General features: G+C 74.6%; 1 protein-coding gene. It reads right to left on the bottom strand.

Translation table 11 applies throughout. The features are described 5' to 3' along the window. The coding region (locus tag FXN61_RS49880) for an Rv1486c family protein (RefSeq protein ID WP_167980689.1) at positions 1–623 on the bottom strand (623 nt) is incomplete at both ends.

Raw genomic sequence — 623 nt, 5'->3', positions numbered from 1 at the left:
GCACCGTGCCCGCCGCACCGCCTCCGACACCGGCCGCAACGCCTCGGTGCGGGCGGAGATCGCCGACGCCGACATCGCGCCGCCTGGCGAGTCCGACCTGGCCACGGACAGGATCGCGTCCACCTCCGCGGCACGTTGCAGCACTCGCAACGAGCGCGGCGGCATCGCGTCCGGCCACGGCAGCGTGGAGTTCGCGGTGGCGAGATCGGTGATCTCCTTGCGCACGTTCGGGCGGTGCTTGGCCACGTCGAGGGAGGCCAGTGCGGCCGTCGCCTCGCGCAGGGCCGCGCCCAGGCCGTGCTCGGCCTCGCTGATCGGGATGTGCTCCAGGCCGTTCGACGACGGCAGGTCGAACACGGTCCATCGCATCACGCCGTCGGCCACGATCTTCGGCACCATCCCGACGTGCACGGACGGGATCACCAGCGCCTCGCCGGAACGCAGCGCGCACGTCGAGAGCGGGCCCTTGCCGCCCAGGCCTCGCACATCGCCCGGTACGGGCAGCACCAGCCGCGCGGACGTCGCTCCCGCGCGCCGCAACGCGGCCAGCAGCAGGGCGGGGCCGACAGGGGCCTCGTCGGGACCGGGGAGGTCGAGCGCCGTGGCGGTGCCGTCGTCGTCGG

Source organism: Lentzea indica (genome assembly GCF_012184385.1).
In the GTDB taxonomy this organism is placed as follows: Bacteria; Actinomycetota; Actinomycetes; order Mycobacteriales; family Pseudonocardiaceae; genus Lentzea; species Lentzea indica.
This window is presented reverse-complemented; position numbering and strand designations above follow the sequence as displayed.